Here is a 19,887-nt window from a genome sequence, read left to right as displayed (position 1 = left end):
AATCAACACACTCACTCAGCGTCTCGAGGAGGCAGAACAGGCATGGACGCGATCACCTCGGTGCCGGTGCCCTACAACGAGCCGGTCAAGGGCTACGCGCCCGGATCGCCGGAACGCGAGTCGCTGCAGAAGCGCGTCGCCGAGCTGGAGTCCGAGCGCGTCGAGCTCACCCAGACCATCGGCGGGAAGCAGCGCATGGCCGGCGGCGACCGCTTCGACGTGGTGCAGCCGCACGACCACGCCCACGTGCTCGGCACCGCCGCGCAGGCCACCGGTGACGACGTCGCCGCCGCGGTCGCCGCCGCCAAGGACGCCGCCGCCGGCTGGGCCGCGACCTCGTTCGACGAGCGGGCCGCGGTCATCCTCCGCGCCGCCGACCTGCTGGCCGGGCCGTGGCGCGACACCATCAACGGCGCCACCATCCTCGGCCAGTCGAAGTCGGTGCAGCAGGCCGAGATCGACGCCGCCTGCGAGTTCATCGACTTCCTGCGGTTCAACGTGCACTACGCGCGGCAGATCATCGCCGAGCAGCCCCGCTCGGTCCCGGGCGAGTGGAACCGGATGGACTACCGGCCGCTGGACGGGTTCGTCACCGCGATCACCCCGTTCAACTTCACCGCCATCGCGGGCAACCTGCCGACCGCACCCGCGCTGATGGGCAACACGGTCGTCTGGAAGCCGACCCCGTCGCAGCAGCTGGCCGCGCACTTCACGATGCGGTTGTTCGAGGCCGCCGGGATGCCGCCGGGCGTGATCAACCTGGTCACCGGTGACGGCCAGGCCGTCAGCGACGTCGCGCTGAGCGACCCGGGCTTCGCCGGCCTGCACTTCACCGGGTCGACCGCGACGTTCAAGAAGCTGTGGCGGACCATCGGCGACAACCTCGACTCCTACCGCAGCTACCCGCGCATCGTGGGCGAGACCGGCGGCAAGGACTTCATCGTCGTGCACCCCTCGGCCGACCCGGCTCCGCTGGCCACCGCGTTCGCCCGCGGTGCCTTCGAGTTCCAGGGCCAGAAGTGCTCGGCCGCGTCCCGCGCCTACGTCCCGCGCTCCATCTGGGAAGGCGGGCTGCGCGAGGAGCTCGCGGACCTGGCGCGCACCATCCGCTTCGGCGACGTCACCGACTTCTCCTACTTCGGCGGTGCCGTCATCGACGCGCGGGCCTTCGCCAAGCACAAGGCGGCGCTGGACCGCGCCAAGACCACCGACACCATCGAGGTCCTGGCCGGTGGCGGCTACGACGACTCGGTCGGCTACTTCGTCGAACCCACGGTGCTGGTCTGCACCGACCCGTCCGACGAGGTGTTCACCACCGAGTACTTCGGGCCGATCCTGGCCGTGCACGTCTACGAGGACTCGCAGTACTCCTCGATCCTCGACGTCGTGGACGCCTCCAGCCCGTACGCCCTGACCGGCGCGGTGTTCTCCACCGACCGCTCGGCGATCGACGAAGCGCACCGCAAGCTTCGCGGTGCGGCGGGCAACTTCTACGTCAACGACAAGCCGACCGGCTCCATCGTGTCCCGCCAGCCCTTCGGCGGCAGCCGGGCATCCGGAACCAACGACAAGGCCGGTTCGCTGCTCAACATCCAGCGGTGGACCAGCCCGCGTGCCATCAAGGAGACCTGGGACGCACCGACCGGTCACACCTACCCCCACATGGGATGAGCGTGACGGGCGCCTCGGCGATCCGGGGCGCCCGGCGGTTTTCTTCGAACGAGCGTGGGGAGATTTCGGTGTTGCGCAGTGCTCTGCTGACCGCGGGTCGATCGCATTCGGTGCGGCGGCTCGTCGAGTCCAATCCGCTGACCAGGCCCGTGGTGCGGCGCTTCGTTCCCGGCGCCTCGCCGGAGGACGCCGTGCGGGCGACCCGGGAGCTGAGCGCGAACGGGTTGTTCGTGACGCTCGACAGGCTCGGCGAGGACACCCTCGACGCGAGCCAGGCCGGCACCACCGTCCGGGACTACCGGCAGGTGCTGGGGATCCTGTCCGACCAGGGGCTCGCCGATCGCGCCGAGGTGTCGGTGAAGCTGTCGGCGGTGGGCCAGTTCCTGCCGTCCGACGGCGAGAAGATCGCGCTGGACAACGCGCGGCTGATCTGCGAGGCAGCGTCCGCCGCGGGGACCACGGTCACCCTGGACATGGAGGACCACACCACGACGGACTCCACCCTGGGGATCCTGCGCGACCTGCGGGTGGACTTCCCGTGGGTGGGCGCGGTGCTGCAGGCCTACCTGCGCCGCACCGAGCAGGACTGCCGCGATCTGGCCACGGCGGGCTCGCGGGTCCGGCTGTGCAAGGGCGCCTACGCGGAGCCGGAATCTGTGGCCTTCCAGGGGAAGTCCGAAGTGGACAGGTCCTACGTGCGGTGCCTGAAGGTCCTGATGCGCGGCGAGGGCTACCCGATGGTCGCCTCGCACGACCCCCGCATGGTCGCCATCGCCGGTGAGCTCGCGGCCCAGGGCGGCCGGTCGAACGCGGACTTCGAGTACCAGATGCTCTACGGCATCCGTCCGGACGAGCAGCGCCGCATCGCCGCCCAGGGCGGGAAGTTGCGGGTCTACACCGCTTACGGCGACGAGTGGTACGGCTACTTCATGCGCCGCTTGGCGGAACGTCCCGCCAACCTCGCGTTCTTCCTCCGCTCGCTGGCCACCCAGGCCTGACCCGGGCACCCACCCGAGGTGACTCCACGCCCTGATCGGCCGGAGACCTCGGGTGGGTGGGTGGCGCGTCAGGGCAGGGCCGTGATGCGCTCCGCCGGGGGCGGGACCACGCCGGGGTGCGCGTTGAGGTACCCGAGGAAGGCGTCGAGGTCGACCGGGCCTCCGACGACGTCGGTCCCCTTGGTGAGCTCGGTGAACCCGTCGCCGCCGCCGGCGAGGAAGTTGTTCACCGACACCCGGTACGGGCTGTCGGGGTCGACCGGTTGACCGTTGATGCTGATCTCGGTGACCTTCGCACCGATCGGTGCGCTCGCCGAGTAGCTGTAGCGCAGACCGGCCGACACCTGCAGGACGTTGGTCTCCTCCGGCGTCCACTGCTGCTCCAGGACGGCCTTGAGCTGGGCGCCCGTGAGCGTCATCGTCTGCATGATGTTGCCGAACGGCTGCACGGCGAAGGCCTCGCCGTAGGTGACCACGCCGTCCCCCTCGCCGGCCGGTGAGCCCGGGAACAGGAGGTCCGCGCGGATGCCGCCGGGGTTGGTGATGGCGATCTGCGGCGCGTTGGCGGCGGTGGCCTCGAACTGCGCGTCGGCGATGACGTCGCCCAGCGGGGCTTCCCCGGACGGGGCGGCGGCGCGCGGCAGGTCACCGGTGATGCTGCCGACCGGCCGGTTGGCGATCGGCGCAGCCTTGGTCGCCGCTTCGTCGATCAGCGCCTGGGCGGCCGGGTCGGCGGGCACGTCCCGGGTGACGATCTCGTTGTGCGCCTTGGTCTCCGATCGCACGACGTCCTGCGTGACGCGGTCGATCGTCAGGTCCGCGACCGACAGCAGCCGCCCGTAGGAGGCACCCTGCAGCACTGGGCGCGGCTGTCCTGTTGGGTCGGCGATCGTGCAGTTGTACTGCGCGTGGCTGTGACCGGTGAAGATCAGGTCGACGTTCGGCGACGCGGCCTCGGCGATCTCGCTCGCCGGTCCGGCTGCCAGCCGGCAGTCGTCGGGCCCGCCGCCTTCGGTGCTGTCGCCCTGGTGCAGCAGCACGACCTGCGCCTTGACCCCCATGGCGTCGAGCGCCTGCGAGGTGCGGTTGATGGCCTCGACCTCGTCGCCGAACTCCAGGCCGTCGATCGCGCCGGGCGCGACCACCGATGGGAGCCCTTCCAGCGTCGCGCCGATGATGCCGACGCGCGTGCCGTTGACGTTCTGGACGTCGAAGGGCTTGAGCGCCGGACGCCCGTCGGTGAACGTGACGTTGGCGCCGAGCTGCTCGAAGTCCGCGCCGGGGAACGGATCCCGGAACTGGCAGCCGTCGACGGGATGGCAGCCGCCGTCGGACATCCGCCGCAGTTCCTCGAATCCCTCGTCGAACTCGTGGTTCCCGACGACCGATGTGGACACGCCGAGCTGGTTGAGGAACTCGACGGTGGGTTCGTCGTGGAAGAGGGCGCTGTTGACCGGCGATGCGCCGACGTTGTCGCCCGCGGAGAGCACGAGCGAGTTGCGCACCTCACCGCGCAGCCGCTCCACGTGGCTCGCGAGGTACTGCGCGCCGCCCGCTTCGACGGAGCCGCCGTCGGGCAGGGTGACGCTGCCGGAGGATCCGGCCGGGGGTTCGAGGTTGCCGTGCAGGTCGTTGAACGTGATCAACCGGACCTGCGTGGTGTGCGGGGCGGCCGAGGAGGCCGGGACGGCCGTCACCGCCGCCGCGGCCAGCACGGCGGTCCCCAACGCCGCAAGACGGCCGAACCGAGCTGTCTTCACATCGATGTCCTTCCGCTGAGTGCCCTCCGGCCGCACGTCCCCGACGCCGGAAGGTCGCCAGGGCGAATACTCCCCCGCCCACATGTCCAAGACCAGCACCTTCAGGTGAATGTCTGGAAGCAGTCACGTGCGGCGCAGAAGCAGGTCATGGCGCTACGAGAGGGGCTCTGACCAGGCGAGAAAGAACGAGGAAAGACCGATTCCTCAGGATGGACTCCGATTTGGACCGGCCACCGGCGGGCTTCGTTCACCTTGGGGGAGTGATCGGGATGCACTCGGGCACCGCGGATCTGTCCACCTTCCCCGTTCTGCCCGGTGGCGGAGTCCTGGTCACCGACGGGGACGACCTGCACGCCTCGGACCTCGGCAACATCGTCGACCGCAGACCCGCGGCGATCCTGCACCCGCGCTCCACCGCCGACGTCGCCGTCGCGGTCTCCTGGTGCCGCGACAACGGCGTCCCGCTGCGCGCCCACGGCACCCTGCACACCACGGGTGGTCAGGCGCTGTGCCCGACCGGCGGGGTGCAGATCGACATGCGCAGCCTCGACCTCATCCACTCGGTGACCGACGAGCACGCCGACGTCGAAGCGGGCGTCCTGCTGCGCGACGTGGTGTGGCACGCCTCGCTGCGCGGACGCCGGCTGACCTCGGGCCCCACCGGGTACCTGCAGCTGAGCACGGGGGGTGTGCTCAGCGTCGGCGGGATCTCCAGCCTGCACCGCGAAGGCGCCATCATCGACCGGGTGCTGGCCGTGGAGGTGGTCGTGCCGACCGGTGCCGTGCTGTGGTGCACCGCGTCCCAGCACCGCGAGCTGTTCGACGCCGTGCTCGGCGGGCTCGGTTCGGCGGGGATCATCACCCGCGCGCGGCTGGCGCTGACGCCGGTCCCACCTCGGGCCAGGGTCTACGACGTGGGCTTCTCGCGGCTGCAGGACGCCGTGAGCGCAGCTCGGGTGCTGGTCGAGCGAGGCGAGGTCGACGACGTGCTGATCCGCTGGTTCGCACCGCAGCGGCACCGCTACCAGCTCCGCTTCACCCAGTACCACCACCCGGAACGGCGCCCGGACGACGCGCGCCTGATGCGCGGTCTCACGCTGTTCCCGCAAGTTTGGGACACCTCCTACTGGGAGTTCGTGACCAGCACCGACAACCGGTACGAGCCGTTGGTGACGGCCGGTTGGGACCGGGTGCACAAGGTGTGGGCCGACTACTTCCTGCCGGACTCCGCTCTGGACGCGTTCCTGGCCGACACGACGCCGGAGATCACCGATCTCGACCTCAGCGAGACCAGCATCGGACTGCTGTTCCCGCACCGCCGCTCGTCGTTCACCCGCCCCGGCCTGCGGGTCCCGGACGGCGAACTGGTGTGGCTGTTCGACGTGCTCTCCGATGCGGCGGGCCAGACCGACCCGTTCTGGCTGCCCGACCGCCTCCGCCGCAACCAGCGCTGGCACCGGCGCGCGGAGTCCCTCGGCGGCACCCTCTACCCGATCGGGACGGACCTCGACCCGGGCTCCCACGGTCTCGTGCTCTCCCATCCGGAGGAGATGGTGAGCGCTCCGGGCGGCCGATTCCTCAGCTGAGCGTTCCCGCGCCCACCGCCTCCAGCAGCCGCAACCGTTCCGCGACGTCGTCGTCCGGTGTGGTGTAGGCGACCAGGCGCAGGTCGCTGGCGGGCACCTCCAGGACGTCGCAGTCCACCTGGACCGGCCCGATCTCGGGGTGGTCCACGATCTTGGAGTGCGCGACGTGCTCCCCGACCCTCCGGGCGTTCCACACCTCGGCGAAGCGCGGGAATCCGCGCAGTTCGTCGAGCAGCGTCCGCAGCTGCACGTCGGCGGGGAAGCGGGCTGCGGCCGAACGCAGGCCCGCAGCCGTCACCTCCTCGAACATCGCGGTCAGCGCGGGGTCCGACCGCACCCGCGTCGGTAGACCGGCGTAGTGCGCCCACACGACATTGCGCTCCCGGTCCGAGAGAGCGGCGGGGTCGCCGAACAGCGCTGCGTACAGCCGGTTCCAGGTGGTGAGCGTCCACCCCGCGTCGAACACGCCGACCGGGATGCCGCGCAGCTGATCGAGCAGGCGCTGCAGGCTCGGCGTCAGCTGGGGAGTGCTGCGCCCGCTGGTGGGACGCCCGAGTCCGGCGAGCGCGAAGAGGTGGTCGCGCTCGGACCCGGTCAGCCGCAACGCCGCGGCCAGTGCGCCGACGACCTGCTGAGACGGGTTGGCACGCCCCTGCTCCAGGCGGACGACGTAGTCGACCGAGATGCCCGCCAGCAGAGCGAGTTCCTCCCTGCGCAGGCCTTTCGCGCGACGCAGCGAACCTGACGGGAATCCCACATCACCCGGGGCCAGCCGACCGCGCCACTCGCGCAGCGCGGTGCCGAGCTCCCCGAGTCGTCGAGTCATCGGTCCAGTATCTCCCCATGCCCGCCCGCGCGGGTGGTACCGCGAGTCCCAGGAAGAGCGGTGCAGCGGGTCCCGGCCGCGCGGCGTCGCAGACTGGGTGCCATGACGACCACGCTCATCACCGGCGCCAACCGAGGCCTGGGCCTGGAGACCGCCCGGCGGCTGATCGAACTCGGGCACACCGTGCTGCTCGGGGCACGCGACCCGCAACGTGGCGCGGAGGCGGCGGCCGAGATTGGAGCGGTTCCGCTGACCATCGACGTGACCAGCGAGGATTCCGTCCGCGCCGCAGCCGATGCCGTGGCGGGACTGGATGTCCTGGTCAACAACGCGGGGGTTCCCGGTTCAGCGAGGCCGCCCGGCGAAGCCTCCGCCGACGATCTGCTCGCCGCCTGCGAGACCAACCTCTTCGGCCCGGTCAGGGTTCTCAACGCTTTCCTTCCGCTGCTGAAATCGAGCTCGAACCCGGTCGTGGTCAACGTCAGCAGTCGCCTCGGTTCCACCACCGCGGCGGCGGAACCGGATCCCACCGCGCGCGATCCGCATTGGATCCCGGTTCCGGCCTACGCCTCGGCGAAGGCCGCGCTGAACATGCTCACCGCGCAGTACGCCCGAGCGTTCCCGGCGATGCGCGTCAACGCGGTCTGCCCCGGGTTCACCGCCACCGATTTCAACGGCCATCGAGGGGTCCAGACCGTCGCCGAGGGCGCGGAGATCATCGTCCGGATGGCCACCGTCGGGCCGGACGGCCCGACGGGCGGCTTCTTCTCCCACCGCGGCGAGGTGGCGTGGTGAGCGTGGAGGTCGTGCTGGATTTCGTGTGCGTGCACTGCTACCTGGGGTTCACGCGCTTCCGGCTGGCGGTCCAGGCGCACCGGCGAGCCGGTGGTGAGGTGGAGGTGCGGTTCGCTCCGTTCCAGCTGCGTCCTGACGCTTCTCCCGCAGGCGAGCCGCTGTTCGAGGTGCACGCGCGGGAACGGGGCGAAGCCGTCGCCCGCGAGATCGCGACGTCGTCGATCGGTGAGCAGGACGGCCTGCGGTTGGACTTCAGGCGCGCCCTGTTCACCAACACCTTCGACGCTCACCGCCTTCTGGCTTCGGCCACCGAACAGGACCGCGGTGAGGCCATGACCGAGCGCCTCTTCCGCGCCTACTTCACCGACGGCGTCAACATCGCCGATCCGGTCACCCTCACCGCCCTGGCCGGTGAAGTCGGCGTCGCCATGCCGGTGGGCGGGGAGGATTCCCTGCGCGCCGAGCTCGACCGCGTCCGCGTTCTCGGCATCGACGTGCCACCGGTCTTCCGCTTCCCGCACGGCACGATCACCGGGAGCGGGGACCTCGAGCGGTTCCGCCGAGCGTTGCGCGAGCCCACCTGACCGCCGAGGTCAGACCACGCCGCGAGCTTCGGCGCGGAAGGTCAGCGGAGTTCGGCCGTCGTGCTTGCGGAAGAACTTGCTGAAATCTCCTGGGGTGGTGAAGCCGAGGTGACGGGCGATGTCCGCTGACGCGCGGTCGGTGTGGACCAGCAGGCGCTTGGCCTCCAGGACGATGCGGGCGTCCAGGTAGGACTTCGCCGAGCGGCCCGTCGCGGACAGCGTTGCGCGGGTGAGGGTTCGAGCGCTGTAGCCGAGGTCGGCGGCGTAGTCGGCGACGCGGTGGGTGCGGGTGAAGTCGCGCTCCACCGCGTGCTGGAACCGCTCGAACGGGCTATCGGCCGGACCGGAGGGCGGCGGTGCCGCACCCGCGTGGGCCAATCGCAGGAGCAGCACCGCCAGCAGCATCCGCAGCGACCTGTTGTGCGCCTCCAGGCTCATCGACCCGAGGTCCGCGTAGTCGGCGAGCAGGTGCCGCAGCGCGAGATCGATCGCGTCGCGGGCCGAACCTCCTGGCAGCACAGGGATTTCCGGCGGCGGTGGGTCGACGGTGATGAAACCGGGCCGCCAGATGACGATCGTGCCGTGCGAGCGCGTCAGCGCGCCGTACTGGTGCACCTGGCCGGGGCGCACCCACAGCCAGCCGCCGGGCGGGACGACGTGCTCGGTGAAGTCGACGGTGTGCGCCAGCGGCTCCGCGTCGGGGTCGACGTGGATCAGGTGGTGGAAGTCCGGCCGCTGCGGACCCGCGAGGTCGATCCCGCGGCGCTCGGCGCGCGAGCGCAGCTCGGTGAAGTCGAGGACGTCCATGCCGATCGGCGCGTTCAGCCCCGGCCGGTAGCCGACGTCGGTGATCTCAGCCATCCGCGTCCTGTCCGATTCTTCCCATCGTCTGTCGCGAGATTACCTGCTCACCTGCGTGATCGGCACTTAGCGTGGAGACATCAGCACGGGGTGACCGAAAAGGAGAAGCGTGCGACTCGTCGTGGGGATGACCGGAGCGACCGGGGCGCCGCTCGGCGTGCGGCTGCTGGAGCAGCTGCGCGAACTGCCCGAGGTGGAGACCCACCTGGTGCTCAGCCGCTGGGCGCGGGCCACGGTGGAGCTGGAGACCGGGCTGCGCGTCAAGGAGATCGGCGAGCTCGCCGACGTCGTCCACAACCCGGACGACCAGGGCGCGAGCATCTCGTCGGGCTCCTACCGCACGCACGGGATGGTGATCGTCCCGTGCTCGATGAAGACCCTCGCCGGCATCCGCTCCGGGTACGCGGACGGCCTGGTGGCGCGCGCGGCGGACGTGACCATCAAGGAACGCCGACCCCTCGTCATCGTCCCGCGCGAGACCCCGCTGAGCGAGATCCACCTGGAGAACATGCTCGCGCTCTCGCGGATGGGTGCGCGGATCGTGCCGCCGATGCCCGCCTTCTACAACAACCCGGCCTCGCTCGACGACGTCGTCGAGCACATCACCGCCCGCGTCCTCGACCAGCTCGACCTGCCCGCCCCGGCGGCGCGGCGCTGGGAAGGGCTGCGCGCGGCCAAGCTCCAGGTCTCTTGAGCAACAGCGAGGAGAACACGATGGCTTACGACGACCTCCGGTCGTTCCTGGACGCCCTCGACGAGCAGGGGCAGCTGCTGCGGATCGGCGAACAGGTGTCCCCCGAGCCGGATCTGGCCGCCGCCGCGAACGCCGCCGGCCGCATCGGCGAGGGCGCCCCGGCGCTGTGGTTCGACAACGTCTCGGGTTTCACCGATGCGCGGATCGCGCTGAACGTGCACGGTTCCTGGCGCAACCACGCGATGGCGCTGGGACTGCCGAAGGAGACCTCCACCCGCCATCAGGTCGAGGAGTTCGCCCGCCGCTGGGACGACTTCCCGGTCAGCCCGGTGCGCCGGGAGGACGCGCCGTGGCGGGAGAACTGCGTCTCGGGCGAGGAGCTGAACCTCTTCGACGTGCTCCCGCTGTTCCGGCTCAACGACGGTGACGGCGGCTTCTACCTGGACAAGGCGGCGGTGGTCTCCCGCGACCCGGACGCTCCGGAGGACTTCGACAAGCAGAACCTCGGGATCTACCGGATCGAGGTGATCGGTGGCGACCGACTCGCGCTGCAACCGGTGCCGATGCACGACATCGCCCAGCACCTGCGCAAGGCGGAGGAACGCGGCGAGGACCTGCCGGTCGCGATCACCCTCGGCAACGACCCGGTGGTGCCGATCGTGGCGGGCATGCCGATGGCCTACGACCAGTCCGAGTACGAGATGGCCGGGGCGCTGCGCGGCGAGCCGATGCCGATCGCAACCGCGCCGCTGACGGGATTCGACGTGCCGTGGGGCTCGGAGGTCGTGATCGAGGGGCGCATCGAGTCGCGGGTGCGGCAGATCGAGGGCCCGTTCGGCGAGTTCACCGGCCACTACTCGGGCGGCAGGCGGATGCCGGTCGTGCGCGTCGAGCGGATCTCCTACCGCACCAAGCCCATCTTCGAGTCGCTGTACCTGGGCATGCCCTGGACCGAGTGCGACTACCTGGTCGGCCCGAACACCTGCGTTCCCCTGCTCAAGCAGCTGCGCGCGGAGTTCCCGGAGGTCAAGGCGGTCAACGCGATGTACACGCACGGCCTGCTGGTGATCATCTCGACTGCGAAGCGCTACGGCGGCTTCGCCAAGGCGGTGGGCATGCGCGCGATGACGACCCCGCACGGTCTCGGCTACGTCAGCCAGGTGATCCTGGTCGACGAAGACGTGGACCCGTTCGACCTCCCGCAGGTCATGTGGGCGCAATCGGCGAAGGTCAACCCGTCCGAGGACGTGGTGGTCATCCCGAACCTCTCGGTGGTGGAACTGGCTCCGGCCTCGCAGCCCGCCGGCATCACCAGCAAGATGATCATCGACGCGACCACCCCGGTGAAGCCCGACGTGCGCGGCAACTTCGGCACGCCGACCCAGGACCTCCCCGAGACCGCCGAGTGGGCCGACCGCCTGCGTTCGCTGCTCGCCCGCTGAAACACCCAGCGCAGGAAGGAATCCCGATGCAGACGATCTGCCCTCGCTGCGCCGATCCGGAGATCAGCACCGTGGCGAGCTCACCGGTGCCCGGTGTCTGGGAGGTGCGGCAGTGCCCGCGCTGCCTGTACATGTGGCGCACCACCGAACCACTCCGCCGCACCGCGCGCGAGCACTACCCCGAGCGGTTCCGGCTCACCCCGGAGGACATCGCCGACGCCTCCGAGGTCCCGGCCATCCCGCCGCTGCGGGGTTAGAGCCTGGCGACGAGAGTCTTCACGCCGTCGCCACTGAGTTCCGCGACGCTCGTCGGGCGGCCGGCGAGCGCCATCAGGAGCGCCTCGCCGGGCCCTTCGACCACAGGTCCGTCGCCGCGGCTCCAGTCCAGATCGGTGGCCACCACGCGCAGACCCGCTGCGCGCGTGCCCGCGCCGATCGGTGGCGCGCGCAGCGACAACCGCAACGCGGCGCGCAGGCGTTCCGGCGGGATGTCGCGGGGATGACCGAGCGGACGGCGGATGTCCTGGTGGTGGATCAGGGCGTCCACGAGCGGGATCATGCCGCCCATGACCGTGAGCGGACCGGTGGGCCGCAGGTTGTCGCGGAGCCGGGCGAGCAGGTCACCGTTGGTGCGGGCCCGGGACTCGGCGACACCCAGGTCGTTGATGGCGGCGGGCCTGAAACCGGCGCGGGCGGCGCGCTTGAGCACGTCGAACCAGGTGAGGCCGTCGTAGCTGATCGCGTGCGCCACCACGTCCCGCACCCGCCACCCGGCGCACAGGCTCGGCTCCTCCCACTGCTGCGGGGTGAGCGTGGCGAGGTACTCGGCGAGGTCGGTGCGCTCGGCGACGGCCATCTCCATCGTGGCGGCTCGGTTCATCGGTTGACCTCCAGGCTCCCGGCGTCCCACGCACCGGGAGCCTGTCACAGCCGGAGGCCGTCAGGGGCGCTTCTCACCCGGATTCACGGCAAACCGGGTCCCCGGCACTCCACATCGCTCGCCGGGAGTTCTCCGGTGAGCAGGTAGTGCGCGGCGGTGTCGTCCACGCAGGAGTTGCGCTGGCTGGCGAAGACGCCGTGCGAGTACGAGTCGTGCAGCAGCGCCATCCGCGCGCCGGGCAGCACGGCCTGCATCCGGCGGGCCCCGTCGAGCGGAGTGGTCGGGTCGTGGTCCGCCTGGGTGAGCAGCACCGGTGGCATCGCCGGGTGCCCGAACCGGGCGGGCTCAACGGGTTCCGGCCAGTAGGCGCAGGTCGTGGCCTCCAGTCCGGTCAGGATCGGTTCGGGGTCTGCGGCCCGCAACGCCCGCAGCGAACCGATGACCTCGGTCCTGGTGGGACGCTCGCTGTCGGCGCACTTGACGGTGCGCAGCGCGGCTTCGTAGTTGCGCGATTCCGGGTCCGCTTCCGGCAGTTCCGGGCTCAGCGGTGTTCCCTGGTGCAGGTGCGCGGCCAGGTCGCGGGCGAAGGGTTCCCATCGTTCGGTGCGGGAGAGGGTCTTGTAGACCAGGTTGTCGAACTCCGCCGGGCCGAAGCTCCCGGTCAGGTTCGCCCGAGCCTGCGAATACCGCTCGCGCACCTCGTGCTTCGACTCTCCCAGCCCGAATTCCGGGTGGTGGGCGACCCAGTCCAGGAAGACCTCGCGCTGGTCGAGCATCGCGAAGGCCTGCCGCACGTCGAAGTCCTGCCAGCGGTCCGGGCTCACCACGCTGTCGAGGACCATGCGTCCGACGCGGTCGGGGAACTGCGCGGCGTAGGCGGCACCGAGGTAGCTGCCGTAGGAGACGCCGAGGAAGTTCAGCTTCTCGGAACCGAGCGCGGCCCGGATGCGGTCCACGTCGCGGGCGGTGTTGGCGGTGCTCATCCACGCCGCGTCGGGGTTGTTCCGCAGGCAGTCGTCGGCCATCGCGCGTAATCGGTGCAGGTGCCGGCTTTCGGCCCGCTCACCGACGGGAACCGGTTCGGGCGCGGGGTGTTCGAACAGCCCGCCCAGCTCACCGCAGTCCAGCGGCGCGCTCCGCCCCACTCCCCGTGGGTCGAAGCCGATGATGTCGTAGCTCCGGCGCACCTGCTCCGGCAGCTTCTCCCCCTTGGTGACCGCGTACTCCAGGCCCGAACCACCGGGGCCGCCGGGGTTCACCAGCAGCGATCCCCGGTATTCGCCGGGTGTTCCGGTCGCGGGCACGCGCGAGAGCGCGATCGAGATCGACCGGTCCCCCTCGCCGAGCGGCACCGGCAGGTCGGCGCACTCGGCGCCTTCGAAGGGGCAGGGTCCGAACTCCAGCGGTTCGGCCGCGGCGGGCGCGGCGGTGAGCGTGGGGGCGAGCAGCGCCAGTGCGACGACTGGGCGAAGCGCTCTCATCACTTCGGGTTCACATCCCTCGGGCGAGTTGTCAGCTTTGTTGAAAACGATTATCATCGCCGATCGTCATGCGCAATCTTCGTGAGGAGTCGGTGTGAGTCACCTGTTGTTGGTGGAGAGCTGGGTCGGGGCGATGAGCACGCTGCTGCCCAGAGCGATCCACGAGGAGGGGCACCGATTCAGCTTCGTCACCAGGGATCTGCAGCACTACCTGCGCTCGGCACCGGGCCCCGGCCCGCACCCGCTGCTGGGCGCGGACAACGTGCTGACCTGCGAGACCAACGACCCGGCCGTGCTGCTGCCGCACCTGGAGGAGCTGCGTCCCGGTCTCGGTTTCGACGGCGTGGCCACCTCGTGCGACTACTACCTGCCCACCGCCGCGAAGATCGCGCAGCGGCTGGGACTCCCAGGCCCCGCACCCGAGGCGGTCGAGCGCGCCTGCGCCAAGGACCAGACCCGGCGCGCGCTGCGCGAAGCCGGGGTTCCGGGCCCGGCGTTCGCGCTGTCCGAGTCGCTGCGCGGCCTGGAGGAAGCCGCGGTCGCGATGGGCTTCCCGCTGGTGCTCAAGCCGGTCGACCTGTGCGCGGGGATGTTCGTGCGCCGGGTCGACGACGTCGAGCAGCTGCGCGCGGCTTTCGCCGAGCTGCAAGGATTTCCGGTCAACGCTCGTGGCCAGCAGCGCAGTCCCGTGGTGTTGCTGGAGGAGTTGCTGACCGGAGCCGAGGTGAGCGTGGAGACCGTCACCTCCGGCGGGCGGACCACGGTCGTCGGCGTGACCGACAAGAGCGTCGCCGGCGCACCGTGGTTCGTCGAAACCGGCCACATGTTCCCGGCCGCGCTCGATGACGACACCCGCGACCGCGTCGCCGCGACGGCCGTGGCCGCGATCGACGCCCTGGGCCTGGACCAGACCGTCTGCCACACCGAGATCAAGCTGACCGCCGACGGTCCGCGGATCGTCGAGGTCAACCCGCGCCCGGCGGGCAACCGGATCACCGAGCTGATCCGCCGCGTCACGGGTATCGACCTCGCCGGGGTGTGCGCGCAGCTCGCCCTCGGGGAGGAGCCGGACCTGACCCCGGTCGACACCGGCGCGGCCAGCGCCGCGATCTCGTTCCTGCTGCCCCCGCGCACCGGGTCGATCGCCGAGATCCGGGGGACCGATGCGCTGCGCGACCCGACGGTGGCCGAGTGGCAGCTCAAGCCTTCCGGGCACCGCGCAGGGGCCGCTACCAGCAACAACAACTACCTGGGCCACGTGATGGTGACCAGCGACCGGGCAGGATCGGCGCGCCCGCACGCCGAGCTGCTGATCTCCGGCCTGGACGTGCACTACGCGGAGGACGCCGCGTGACCGCGCTCGACGAGATGATCGAATCGGCTCTGCCGGAGGCGGATTCCGAGGTCAGCGTGGGATTCCTGACCCAGCAAGGAGTTCAGCACGCCTCCCGGCAGCGCTCCTACCGCAACCACGTGCTCAGCCTGCGGGTCGGCGCCTCGGTCGGGTCCTGCGCGGTGGAACCCGGCGAGGTCGGCGAGGACGTCGTGCTCGACTGCGTCGGCGAACCCGTCCGGAAGCTCCTGCGGCACCCGCTGCCCGCGGTCCGGATCGCCGCGCTCGACGCGCACCTGCAGGAACTCCGGCCGCACCACGAGAACGCCGAGACCGTGCACCTGCGACGGGGTGACTCGCTGCGCAAGTCCCTGCACCGCTCGCAGCACGTCGTCGACCTGCTGCCACCCGGGGTGCGCAGGGTGCTGGTGATCGGCGTCGTGAACTCGCTGCTGCAGCGCCTGCGCGAACGCGGGATCGACTACGTGGCCTGCGACCGCAAGGGCGGCAGCACCGAGTGGGACGAGCAGGTGATCACCGAGGCCGAGCCCGCGCTGGAGGGCTGCGACGCGGTGCTGTCCTCCGGGATGGTGCTCGGCAGCGGAACTTTCCAGACCCTGCTCGACCACGCGCGCACGACCGCGACACCGCTGGTGTTCTTCGCCCAGACCGGGAGCGGCATCCTGCCGCGGTTCCTCGGCGACGGCGTCACCGCGGTGTCCGCCGAGCCCTACCCGTTCTTCTGGCTCGACGGCGGCCCGGGCGTGCTCTACCGCTACTCGGAGGTGGCGGCACCGTGAACGTGGTACCGAACCCGCAGCTCCTGGACCTGGTGCGCGAAACGCCCCTCGCCCGCGTCTCGGCACCGCTGCCCCGACCGCATCCCGGTTTCTGGGCCAAGCTGGAATGCCTGAGCGCGGGCGGGATGAAGGCCCGCGCGGCGCTGTCGATGCTGCGCGGAGCCCGATGTCGCGGCGAACTGCTGCCGGGAGCGCCAGTCGTGGAGTCCACCAGCGGAACCCTCGGCGTGGGACTGGCCTTCGCCGGCAACGCGCTGGGACATCCGATCGTGCTGGTCGTCGACAGCGAGCTCGAACCTGGCATGCGCGCGCTGCTGCGCGCCCACGGAGCGCGGCTCGAGGTCGTCGACCGGCCGCATCCGGTGGGCGGGTGGCAGCAGGCGCGGCTGGAGCAGGTGCAGCGGATCTGCCGCGATCTGCCCGGTGCCTACTGGCCGGACCAGTACAACAACCCCGACAACCCGGCGGGCTACGACGAGATGGGCGCTGAGATCGCGCATCGGCTGGACCGGGTCGACGTGCTCGTGTGCAGCGTCGGCTCCGGCGGCCACAGCTCCGGCGCGATTCGCGCGGTGCGCAAGAGGTGGCCGCGCGCACGGCTGATCGGCGTGGACACCGTCGGTTCGACGATCTTCGGCCAGCCGGCGCGCCCGCGCGTGATGCGCGGCCTCGGCAGCAGCATCCACCCGCGCAACGTCTCCTACGAGGACTTCGACGAGGTGCACTGGATCGGCCCGGCCGAAGCGGTGGCCGCCTGCCGCGCGCTGGCCCGCGACTCCTTCGTCACCGGCGGCTGGAGCACCGGCGCGGTGTCGCTGGTCGCGGCGTGGGCGTCCCGGGTGGAACCCGGCGCGAACGTGGTGACGGTGTTCCCCGACGGCCCGCAGCGCTACCTGGGCACCGTCTTCGACGACGACTTCTGCCGCGCTCGTGGGCTTCTCGACGCCGACACCGCCACCCGCCCGGTGGAGGTCGCCGACCCGGAGGTCGAGGCCACCGGGTGGACCCGGTGCCGCGTGGTCAGCGACCCGCTGCTGAAGCAGGGGGTGCCCGCGTGAAGCTGAGCTGGCAGGTGGGCGGTCTCGCGCTGCGCGAACCGCTGCGGATCTCCCGTTCGGTGATGGCCGAGCGGGGCGCGGTCACCGTCACCGCGGAGCATGACGGCGTCACCGGCCACGGGGAAGCCGTGACCAGCGTCTACTACGAGCTCGACGTGGCGCGGATCGAGCGGGAGCTGGCGGTCGTGCGAGCGGAGCTGGCCGACTCCGATCCCACGGCGGCACTGGTCTCCGGCGTCTCGGGGGCGCCAGGGGTGCGCTCAGCGGTGGACGCCGCGTTGCACGACCTGGTGGCCCGGTCGCGCGGCGTCGCCGTGTACGACCTCGTCGGTGCGGCGCCTCGCTGGCCGGTTCCCACCGCGAGGACCATCGGGATCGCTCCGGCGCACCGCTCGGTCGCGGCCGCCTGCGACCTGGCCTCGCAGGGGTTCCGGCTGCTCAAGGTGAAGATCGGCGCCGGTCCCGAGGAGCTGGAGCGGGTCGAGGTCATCCGCGACGCGGTCCCGGGCGTCCGGCTGCTGCTGGACCCCAACGGCGCCTGGCACTCCGAGCAGGCCGTCGAGATGCTGCGCACCGCAGCCGATCTCGGCATCGATGCGGTGGAACAGCCGATCGCCCCGGGGACTCCCGACGTTCTGGCGCAGGTGGCGGCCGACTCGCCGGTCCCGGTGATCGCCGACGAGGACGCCCGGACCGTCTCCGACGTGCGCGCGCTGGGATCGCGGGTGCACGGCATCAACGTCAAGCTCCCGGAGTGCGGCGGGATCCGCGCTGCGCGGGAGATCATCGACGTGGCACGCGGTTCCGGCGTCGAGGTGATGCTCGGCTGCCAGGTCGCCAGTTCGCTGGGCATCGCCCCGGCCGTGCATCTGACGGGACTGGCCCGCTGGGTCGACCTCGACGGCCACCTGCTGCTCGCCCGCGATCCGTGGACGGGCATCGGCGGCGAGGACGGGACGCTGCGGGTCGAGGGCGCCACCGGGCTGGGGGTTCGACTGGCGTGAGCACGTTACGCCTCATCCGCAGCTATCCCCTGGCCGTGCAGGTGCTGCTGGTCAACCAGCTCGGCGTGAACACCGGTTTCTACCTGCTCATCCCCTACATCGCCGGGTACCTCGGGCACGACCTGGGACTGTCGGCGGCGGTGGTCGGGGTGATCCTCGGGGTGCGCAACCTGAGTCAGCAGGGACTGTTCCTCGTCGGCGGCACTGCCGCGGACCGGCTCGGCGCCCGCCACGTGATCATCGCCGGATGCGCCCTGCGCGCAGTGGGTTTCGGCCTCTTCGCGTTCGGCTCCTCGGTCCCGGTGCTGCTGGGCGCCTCGGTGCTCAGCGGACTGGCCGGCGCGCTGTTCAACCCGGCGGTGCGCGCCTACCTCGCGCAGGAGGCCGGCGACAGGCGCGCGGAAGCGTTCTCGCTGTTCAACGTGTTCGCCAACACCGGCATGCTGCTGGGCCCGCTGGTGGGCAGCGCCCTGCTGCTGGTGAACTTCCGGCTCTCGGCCGTGGTCGCCGCGGTCATCTTCGCGCTGCTGACGGTCGCGCAGGTGCTCGTGCTGCCCCCGCACCGGGTGGAGCGCTCCGAGAACTCGGTGCTCACCGACTGGCGCGGAGTGCTCGGCGATCGCCGGTTCCTCGCCTTCACCGCGGCGCTGACCGGCATGTTCGCCCTGCAGAACCAGCTGTACCTGGTGCTTCCCGTGCACGCCGAGCGGTTCACCGGATCGCCCGCGGCGGTGTCGGCGATCTTCCTGGTGTCGACGGCGGCGAGCCTGCTGCTGCAGGTGCGCATCACCGCCCGGTTCGCCGAGCGCTGGAGCCGGGGCCGTTCGATCGCGACCGGCCTGGCGCTGATGGGCGGCTCGTTCGCCGTCACCGCCGTCGCCGCGAGCGTGGTGCCCGGCGCCGCCCCCGCCTCCGCCGGAGAGGCGCTGCTGCGGCTGCTCCCGGTCCTGGTCACGGCGTTCGGCCTGTCGGTCGGCGTGATGCTGGCGCAGCCGTTCGTCTACGAGCTCATCCCGGCCTTCGGCGGAACCGCCCTGTCGGGGACCTACTTCGGCGTGTTCTACCTGGCGTCCGGACTCACCGCCGCGGCCGGCAACGCCCTCATCGGGTGGGCGAGCGATCTCGCGGCCCCGGGCCTGCCCTGGCTCCCGTCCGCCCTGTGCGTCCTCATCGGACTCACCTCGACCCTGGCCGTCCTCGTCGTCCACCGCCGCACCGGAATCGGCCCCCGACCGGAGGAATCCGCATGCGCAACTTCCTGACCGACAACCCCGCGATCTACGAGGCGTGGTTCCCCGACCCGCACCACGCCGCAGCCACCTTCGTCCACGACGTCGTCACCAGGTTCTCCTCTCCACCATCCGAGAGCGTGGGACGGGACCTGCTCGACGTGGGGTCCGGGACCGGGCGGGACGCGCGCTGCTGGGCGCCCCGGGGATACCGGGTGACCGGGATCGACAGCTCCGCCGAGATGGTCGCCCACGCGCAGCGGCACTGCCCGGAGGCGGAGTTCGTCGTCGCCGACATGCGCGAGTTCTCGCTGGGCCGCGAGTTCGACGTGGTCACCTGCCTGGACAGCGCGCTGCTGTACTGCCACCGCAACGAGGAGCTGATCTCGTTCCTCGCGCGGTGCCACGACCACCTCCGCCCCGGCGGGCTCCTGGTCGCCGAAGCCCGCAACGGCGCGTTCTTCCTCGGCAACACCGAACTCCTCGACGGGATCACCGAGCGGGAGCTCAGCTACGACGGGACGACCTACCGGTCCCGCACGCAGTTGTGGATCGACCACGCCGACCAGCTGCTCCGGCGCGAGCGCACCTGGATCCACGACGGCGACGAGCTCGTCCAGCGCTCCGCCTGGCGGCTGCTGTTCCCCCAGGAACTCCGCCACTTCGCCACGACCTGCGGCTTCGAGGTCCTGGCCCTGTTCGACGAACCCGGACCCCGCACCGACGCCCCCTGGCAGGCCGACGCGGACCTCTCCGAGCGGATGTCCGGAGACCGCCTCCACCTGGTAGCCCGCCGACGCCAATGAAGTCGTTTCAGATCACGGCGGTAGCCGCTGTTCCGCTTGTGTGGGGTGGGGGAAGTTTTCATGAAAACTTCCCCCACCC

General features: G+C 71.1%; 19 protein-coding genes. 14 read left to right on the top strand and 5 right to left on the bottom strand.

The genetic code is table 11. The features are described from left to right. Positions 1–42: 42 nt before the first annotated feature. On the top strand, positions 43–1,671 hold the full coding sequence (gene pruA, locus ACYVF3_RS30595; protein ID WP_461157759.1) for an L-glutamate gamma-semialdehyde dehydrogenase: 1,629 nt from the start codon (positions 43–45) through the stop codon (positions 1,669–1,671). Positions 1,672–1,739: 68 nt separating this feature from the next. Continuing rightward, positions 1,740–2,669 carry a proline dehydrogenase family protein gene (locus ACYVF3_RS30590; protein ID WP_461157758.1) on the top strand — a complete coding sequence of 310 codons (930 nt, stop codon included), beginning with the start codon at positions 1,740–1,742 and terminating at the stop codon, positions 2,667–2,669. 68 nt (positions 2,670–2,737) lie between these two features. Here ACYVF3_RS30590 and ACYVF3_RS30585 read toward each other — a convergent pair whose 3' ends face one another. Beyond that, complete coding sequence (locus ACYVF3_RS30585) at positions 2,738–4,429, bottom strand: bifunctional metallophosphatase/5'-nucleotidase (protein ID WP_461157757.1); 1,692 nt, start codon at positions 4,427–4,429, stop codon at positions 2,738–2,740. 269 nt (positions 4,430–4,698) lie between these two features. Between ACYVF3_RS30585 and ACYVF3_RS30580 the strand changes: the two genes are divergently transcribed. Further along, positions 4,699–6,015 carry an FAD-binding protein gene (locus ACYVF3_RS30580; RefSeq protein ID WP_461157756.1) on the top strand — a complete coding sequence of 439 codons (1,317 nt, stop codon included), beginning with the start codon at positions 4,699–4,701 and terminating at the stop codon, positions 6,013–6,015. Here ACYVF3_RS30580 and ACYVF3_RS30575 read toward each other — a convergent pair. Then, positions 6,008–6,841 (bottom strand): helix-turn-helix domain-containing protein, encoded by an 834-nt coding sequence (locus tag ACYVF3_RS30575; protein ID WP_461157755.1) that lies wholly within the window; start codon positions 6,839–6,841, stop codon positions 6,008–6,010. The two genes, ACYVF3_RS30580 and ACYVF3_RS30575, sit on opposite strands and share 8 nt — an antisense overlap. A 102-nt stretch (positions 6,842–6,943) precedes the next feature. On the opposite strand from ACYVF3_RS30575, the gene ACYVF3_RS30570 reads away from it, so the two are divergent. Continuing rightward, positions 6,944–7,636, top strand: coding sequence for an SDR family NAD(P)-dependent oxidoreductase (locus ACYVF3_RS30570; RefSeq protein ID WP_461157754.1), 693 nt, complete (start codon positions 6,944–6,946; stop codon positions 7,634–7,636). Further along, the gene (locus ACYVF3_RS30565; protein WP_461157753.1) at positions 7,633–8,220 is read left to right on the top strand and encodes a DsbA family oxidoreductase; all 588 of its coding nucleotides are present in this window, start codon (positions 7,633–7,635) and stop codon (positions 8,218–8,220) included. Before ACYVF3_RS30570 ends, ACYVF3_RS30565 begins: the two co-directional genes overlap by 4 nt. Before the next feature lie 9 nt (positions 8,221–8,229). Here the strand turns inward: ACYVF3_RS30565 and ACYVF3_RS30560 are convergent, their stop codons facing one another. Then, complete coding sequence (locus tag ACYVF3_RS30560) at positions 8,230–9,081, bottom strand: helix-turn-helix domain-containing protein (RefSeq protein WP_461157752.1); 852 nt, start codon at positions 9,079–9,081, stop codon at positions 8,230–8,232. A 109-nt stretch (positions 9,082–9,190) separates the two neighbouring features. Between ACYVF3_RS30560 and ACYVF3_RS30555 the strand changes: the two genes are divergently transcribed. From ACYVF3_RS30555 to ACYVF3_RS30545, 3 genes are read left to right on the top strand one after another with little or no spacing between them, the layout of a single operon-like run. Beyond that, positions 9,191–9,775 carry a non-oxidative hydroxyarylic acid decarboxylases subunit B gene (locus tag ACYVF3_RS30555; RefSeq protein ID WP_461157751.1) on the top strand — a complete coding sequence of 195 codons (585 nt, stop codon included), beginning with the start codon at positions 9,191–9,193 and terminating at the stop codon, positions 9,773–9,775. A 20-nt stretch (positions 9,776–9,795) separates the two neighbouring features. Next, positions 9,796–11,217 carry a non-oxidative hydroxyarylic acid decarboxylases subunit C gene (locus tag ACYVF3_RS30550; RefSeq protein WP_461157750.1) on the top strand — a complete coding sequence of 474 codons (1,422 nt, stop codon included), beginning with the start codon at positions 9,796–9,798 and terminating at the stop codon, positions 11,215–11,217. A 26-nt stretch (positions 11,218–11,243) separates the two neighbouring features. After that, positions 11,244–11,474: a non-oxidative hydroxyarylic acid decarboxylases subunit D gene (locus tag ACYVF3_RS30545; protein ID WP_461157749.1), complete on the top strand. Its 231-nt coding sequence runs from the start codon at positions 11,244–11,246 to the stop codon at positions 11,472–11,474. Here the strand turns inward: ACYVF3_RS30545 and ACYVF3_RS30540 are convergent. Both ACYVF3_RS30540 and ACYVF3_RS30535 read right to left on the bottom strand, forming a co-directional pair. Continuing rightward, positions 11,471–12,097, bottom strand: a complete 627-nt coding sequence (locus tag ACYVF3_RS30540) for a maleylpyruvate isomerase family mycothiol-dependent enzyme (RefSeq protein WP_461157748.1) — start codon at positions 12,095–12,097, stop codon at positions 11,471–11,473. The two genes, ACYVF3_RS30545 and ACYVF3_RS30540, sit on opposite strands and share 4 nt — an antisense overlap. A gap of 83 nt (positions 12,098–12,180) precedes the next feature. Then, positions 12,181–13,578 carry an alpha/beta hydrolase gene (locus tag ACYVF3_RS30535; RefSeq protein WP_461157747.1) on the bottom strand — a complete coding sequence of 466 codons (1,398 nt, stop codon included), beginning with the start codon at positions 13,576–13,578 and terminating at the stop codon, positions 12,181–12,183. Positions 13,579–13,672: 94 nt separating this feature from the next. On the opposite strand from ACYVF3_RS30535, the gene ACYVF3_RS30530 reads away from it, so the two are divergent. The 6 genes from ACYVF3_RS30530 to ACYVF3_RS30505 are packed head-to-tail and all read left to right on the top strand — an operon-like array spanning position 13,673 to position 19,808. After that, a complete protein-coding gene (locus tag ACYVF3_RS30530; RefSeq protein WP_461157746.1) occupies positions 13,673–14,932 on the top strand; it encodes an ATP-grasp domain-containing protein in 1,260 nt (419 codons plus the stop codon). Further along, positions 14,929–15,711, top strand: a complete 783-nt coding sequence (locus ACYVF3_RS30525; protein ID WP_461157745.1) for a Rossmann-like domain-containing protein — start codon at positions 14,929–14,931, stop codon at positions 15,709–15,711. Before ACYVF3_RS30530 ends, ACYVF3_RS30525 begins: the two co-directional genes overlap by 4 nt. Beyond that, the gene (locus ACYVF3_RS30520; RefSeq protein ID WP_461157744.1) at positions 15,708–16,769 is read left to right on the top strand and encodes a PLP-dependent cysteine synthase family protein; all 1,062 of its coding nucleotides are present in this window, start codon (positions 15,708–15,710) and stop codon (positions 16,767–16,769) included. The genes ACYVF3_RS30525 and ACYVF3_RS30520 overlap by 4 nt, the downstream gene beginning before the upstream one ends. Further along, a complete protein-coding gene (locus tag ACYVF3_RS30515; protein ID WP_461157743.1) occupies positions 16,766–17,773 on the top strand; it encodes a dipeptide epimerase in 1,008 nt (335 codons plus the stop codon). Before ACYVF3_RS30520 ends, ACYVF3_RS30515 begins: the two co-directional genes overlap by 4 nt. Then, positions 17,770–19,035, top strand: a complete 1,266-nt coding sequence (locus ACYVF3_RS30510) for an MFS transporter (RefSeq protein ID WP_461157742.1) — start codon at positions 17,770–17,772, stop codon at positions 19,033–19,035. Before ACYVF3_RS30515 ends, ACYVF3_RS30510 begins: the two co-directional genes overlap by 4 nt. After that, positions 19,020–19,808, top strand: coding sequence for a class I SAM-dependent methyltransferase (locus ACYVF3_RS30505; protein ID WP_461157741.1), 789 nt, complete (start codon positions 19,020–19,022; stop codon positions 19,806–19,808). Before ACYVF3_RS30510 ends, ACYVF3_RS30505 begins: the two co-directional genes overlap by 16 nt. Positions 19,809–19,887 lie beyond the last annotated feature (79 nt).

Source organism: Saccharopolyspora tripterygii, from assembly GCF_054778355.1.
This window is presented reverse-complemented; position numbering and strand designations above follow the sequence as displayed.